Genomic DNA, 4530 nt, shown 5'->3' on the forward strand with positions numbered 1-4530 from the left:
GGGACATTTCGAAGCCGGCATGCATGCCAGGTTGACGGTAACAGAATAACCCATCCTTCGGCGCTTCGGCCGATCGCACCGGCGGTCATCCAGGGGGTGACCGCCGGTGTTTTGGCATATTGAGCACAACTGTGAGCAAGTCCGACATCGGCGGCGGCTCAGCGCCTAGCGCACGATAGATCTCTTCCCCTTGAGTGGAATGCAGCGCGTAATGGCTTGGACCCATGGAGCGACACTAAATCCCGTGGCGGAGGATGGAGTTGGCGGCATTGCGAGGGATCCGCCGTCGACGGCCATCAGCGGACGACCAAGACTGAGCAACGCGCTTTCTGAGTTACTGCTTTTGAGACGCTCCCAAGCATAAAACGCTCATTTCAACCCAGTCTGCGGCTGCCGACCGCGATCAAATCTGCATTGATTTCGTTAGCCACATCGAGAATGACATCCGCATAATGCCCGACTTAGAGGCGCGGGAAAACTTCCTCCGCACTCTGCGAGCTTCATCGCAGGCTTCTTCAACTAAGCGCTGGCCGATCATCAACGCGTGCTCACTGATCTCACGTTTGGACATCGACAGGAGTTCGTGACTAACGCGCAACGTTTTCGGCGTGGCTGCCAAGACCGAGAAAGTCCTTTCCTGTTCTGCAAGCCAGGCCATTTCAGGCTCAGCCAGGCTCGACGGAACGACGTGTAGAATGGTGAGGCTGGCGCTGGTCGCTTGAGCGAGTTGTGCGGCCATGGCCACGGCCGCCTTCGCTTGTCTCGATACATCGGTTGCAGCAAGAATGTGCTTGATCGTGGAAGTCTCCTCGCTGACGTATCGCGCAAACAACTCTCGGACAGCATTGATTATGGTCAAAGACGACGAATGGATTTGCTGATCAAAGAAGGCGTGAGCGGCATCCGTGGGCCTAATTACCAACCGGAGTATGCATTTGGGCTGCGGGATGGCCTCAACAAATAGGATCGGGCGAGGCGCGAGAATCAAATGGAACCACTTATCCCTCGGCTCGGACTTGCTCTCGCGATAGGCCTTCTCATCGGACTGGAGCGGGGATGGCGTGAAAGGGACGCGCCCGAGGGAAGCCGAACGGCCGGCATCAGGACCTACGGGATTTCCGGTCTGCTGGGAGGTATTCTGGCGGCGCTCTCGTCGGTTTCGCAAAACCAGTCCATCTTTGCTGCCGGTTTTCTCGCCTTTGCTTTGTGCTTCATGTGGTTCAAGTTGCGGGAGTCCCGTCACGACGAGGATTACAGTGTCACTGGCGTGATCGCTGGGCTCTGCGTGTTCGCGCTTGGCGGTTTAGCAGTCGGAGGTGATTACAAGGCGGCAGCCGCCGCCGGAGCCGCGCTTACGGCGGTCCTCGCAAGCCGCGAACTGCTGCACAACCTCCTCAAACGGCTTACTTGGGTCGAGCTTCGCTCAGCACTCATCCTTGCTGTGATGACGGCGATCGGGCTCCCTCTTTTGCCCAGCTATGCGATCGATCCGTGGGGCGGGTTCAACCCGCGTGAGATCTGGTTCCTCACCGTTCTGAGCGCCACCATTTCGTTTGCAGGCTATGTTGCGACGCGCCTTTTGGGTTCAACTCGGGGGCTTTTGATCAGTGGCCTTGCGGGCGCCCTCGTTTCCTCGACTGCTGTGACGGCAAGCTTCGGGCAGAAGGCGCGCAGCGGCGAGGCAGCGCGTCCGCTTGCTGGTGCTGCAAGCTTCGCCGCGGCGGTCTCCCTGTTGCGCGTGCTCACTGTGGTTTTCGCCCTGTACCCTCAAGTTCTTCCGATCGTGCTGTTACCGCTTCTCATCACCGCCTCAATTTTTGTGGCCTGTGGCGGTGGTCTCATGGCGAAGGGTGCTCCTGCGTCAGGTGAGGCCATTGTCGCGCGAAACCCGTTCGAAGTTGGGTCGCTTTTCATCTTTGCGGGCCTTTTCGCAGGTTCGGCGACGCTTGGAGCTGCGTTGATTAGTAGGATCGGCAATGAGAGTCTGATCGGCGTTGCGGTGGCATCGGGAGTTTTTGACGTCGACATAGCGGTTCTAACTGCGCTGCGGTTCGGTGGCGCGATGCCACTGGAAACCGTGGGAACAGCCGTCCTTGCAGCCGCACTTGCCAACGCGGGCGGGCGGATATTTGTGGCGGTCTTATCCGGCCCCCCAAGATATTGGCTCCCGCTCGCGCTCGTCTCGTTATTCGCTGCGGGTGCCGGTGCAAGCGGATATCTCGTGATATTTCGATAACACATCTGCAAATCTGCGGTCGCAGGTACTCTCATCGCCATGAAAAGCCTGCCTCTGACCGAGGCAGGGCGTTGGGACCGCAGCTCTATGGCCGATACAGGGTTCGATACCGCTCAGTCCGTTTAGGATATGGCCGCTGATACGGTGTTCCGCAAGGCGAGGTCGCGGAAAAGTCATCTTCGCCCGCTGATGGCGGTGTATGACATCCTTACTTGCCTACAACCTCCAGGTAGTCCGTCACGCCGCTCACTCCTTTGGCAGACCAGGCGGCCTGCTCAGCCACTGTTCGTTCACGCAGGCTTTGGACTTTCCCCCGGAGGGTCACGTGACTGCCTGAGACTTCGATGCCAATCTCTGCGGCTTGGATCTCCGCGTGGCGTCTCAACGCCTCCGTGATACCATGCCGAATGTCGACGACATCCATTCTGGGACGAATTCTGAGTTGGTTGTCGATGCCCGTGACGCCTGTCAACTGGTAGATCGCGCTTTCTGCGGCCGAGCGTTGGAAATACCAATCGACAGTGCCGACGAGAGTCACGTACCCCCGCTCCACCTTGATCTGGATGTTGTTCGGTTCTGAGATTGCTGCACCCCAGTCGAGGATTTTCAGGACGCGGCTCGCTATTTCATCATCAGCGGTTCTCTTATGATCCGGCAATCGTACGACGATTTCCTCCGCAATCGCGCGAACACCTTTAACGCGTCGGGCAACGTGCTCGGCCGTATGCTTTTCCGGGTAACTTTGGACATGACCGGTTAAAGTCACGATTCCATTCTCAACCGTTACGCCGATGTTGGCGGCATCTATGCTGGGCTCATATTCGAGCTCGTCAAGGATGTCTTGTCGTAGACTCAAGTCGCTCATGGCGATCACCTCCAGGGCCTCGTCTTTATTGACGTACCGTGATTGTCGCTGATCAGCCGTGATCGGTCATTGAGGGGCGTCAAAGGCCAATAGCGACGGGACCTTATTTTTCAGTAGGGCATGAAATCGTTGAGCGAGGTGGAGCACGATCGTCAGGAATGTCCGTCAACGAAACCAGCCTCATTTTCCAATCCGGGCAAGTGACGCGTCTTGTTTTGCTGTAAGCCAATCCAACTGGATGGTAAGAACACGAGACGAGCTTTCCGGAAATGAGTGGAAAAGCGTCATCATCCAATGCGCCTTTCAGGAGTTCGCGTCTAGCGGACGGCGACGTAGGGAATACCTGGCACGCCTGGTCCTCTCTCGAAACGAGGGCGAGTTGGGAGCGTAGCGTCTTGAAGGCCGGATCCGCCGGAGGTCGGTGATTGCTACCTGCATCTCTTTTTCAATATAGATGTCGTTGAGCTGCTTGGTCGCGGTTCCCATCACGAAAAGGGCTTGGCCGCCAAAACATATACGCCGCCCAAGGAGCGGCACATCGTGGCGCGGCTGACTCAATGTATCATCAAAACAGGCACGACCGGCGCGTTTAACATGGCCTTGGTTACGCCGCCAAACACCCGTTCGCGAACGCGTGAATGGCCGTATGCGCCCATTACAATGAGGTCTGCAGCGGTATCAATCGCGTGCTGGACAAGAACCTCGCTAACCTCGCGCCCGGAGCTTGGAAGGCGATCGACAGTAACCTTGATGCCGTGTCGGGAAAGGTAGGTCGCTACATCCGAACCGGGTTCTTCCCCGTTCGCAGCCTGGGTGGCCTTGGGGTCGATCAGAACTATGTTGACGATGTCAGCGCTTTTCATCATTTCCAGTGCCTCCCTTAGGGCTCTGCTCGCCTCAATGGTAGAGTTCCATGCTAGAAGTATTTTCTTGGGGGATAGCGTCACCGACTGGCGGTTACCGGAAAGAAGGACCGGTCGAGCCGAATTGAAAAGCGCGCCCTCAACGACGTGCGAGCGAAGCCTCCGGTTTGCTAGCAGGCTCGTCCCGACGAGGGTCAGGTCGGCATAACGTGCGCGTTCTCCGACGTCGTCCTCCACCCATGCTTCCTCAGGATAGCTTCCATGGATTTCGAACGAAACACCAAGTGTTTCGAGCGTCGCGCGGGCACTCATGACCGCTTTGCCAAGCCTCCCGGTGTCGCCATCACGAACCTCGATCCAGGCAACCGACATGGCTGCGTAATCTCCTAATGGCACCGGAGCCGCAAGCATCATCAAGAGGACGGTCAGATGGACGTTTCCAGCCACGCAGAGATCCACCGCGGCCCTCAGATCGCTTTCATAGTTGTCGGCATCAGCGACGAGCAGGACAGTGTTGGTTTCCGCGCAGAACTGAGCCGGTTTTTCCACCGAGAAGTGAGCCACCT

The 4530-nt window shown here is 57.6% G+C and carries 4 protein-coding genes and 1 pseudogene; 1 reads left to right on the top strand and 4 read right to left on the bottom strand.

Going from position 1 to position 4530, the window contains the following annotated elements:
* Nucleotides 1–296 precede the first annotated feature (296 nt).
* Nucleotides 297–431, bottom strand: a pseudogene (locus I8N66_RS37660) (universal stress protein).
* Nucleotides 404–988, bottom strand: a complete 585-nt coding sequence (locus I8N66_RS36135) for a universal stress protein (RefSeq protein WP_291165105.1) — start codon at nucleotides 986–988, stop codon at nucleotides 404–406. The pseudogene I8N66_RS37660 and the gene I8N66_RS36135 overlap by 28 nt, the downstream one beginning before the upstream one ends.
* On the opposite strand from I8N66_RS36135, the gene I8N66_RS36140 reads away from it, so the two are divergent.
* On the top strand, nucleotides 989–2236 hold the full coding sequence (locus I8N66_RS36140; RefSeq protein ID WP_291165108.1) for an MgtC/SapB family protein: 1248 nt from the start codon (nucleotides 989–991) through the stop codon (nucleotides 2234–2236).
* 208 nt (nucleotides 2237–2444) lie between these two features.
* Here I8N66_RS36140 and I8N66_RS36145 read toward each other — a convergent pair whose 3' ends face one another.
* On the bottom strand, nucleotides 2445–3101 hold the full coding sequence (locus I8N66_RS36145; RefSeq protein ID WP_291165111.1) for a BON domain-containing protein: 657 nt from the start codon (nucleotides 3099–3101) through the stop codon (nucleotides 2445–2447).
* 554 nt (nucleotides 3102–3655) lie between these two features.
* The gene (locus I8N66_RS36150) at nucleotides 3656–4528 is read right to left on the bottom strand and encodes a universal stress protein (protein ID WP_291165113.1); all 873 of its coding nucleotides are present in this window, start codon (nucleotides 4526–4528) and stop codon (nucleotides 3656–3658) included.
* Between the last annotated feature and the right edge of the window lie 2 nt (nucleotides 4529–4530).

It is taken from the genome of Ensifer sp. SSB1 (genome assembly GCF_016652895.1).
Taxonomy (GTDB): domain Bacteria; phylum Pseudomonadota; class Alphaproteobacteria; order Rhizobiales; family Rhizobiaceae; genus Ensifer.

Bases quoted from the DNA above. Each gene is read 5' to 3' on its own strand.
- I8N66_RS36140 (WP_291165108.1), top strand. From the start codon at position 989: ATGGAACCACTTATCCCTCGGCTCGGACTTGCTCTCGCGATAGGCCTT.
- I8N66_RS36145 (WP_291165111.1), bottom strand. From the start codon at position 3,101: ATGAGCGACTTGAGTCTACGACAAGACATCCTTGACGAGCTCGAATAT.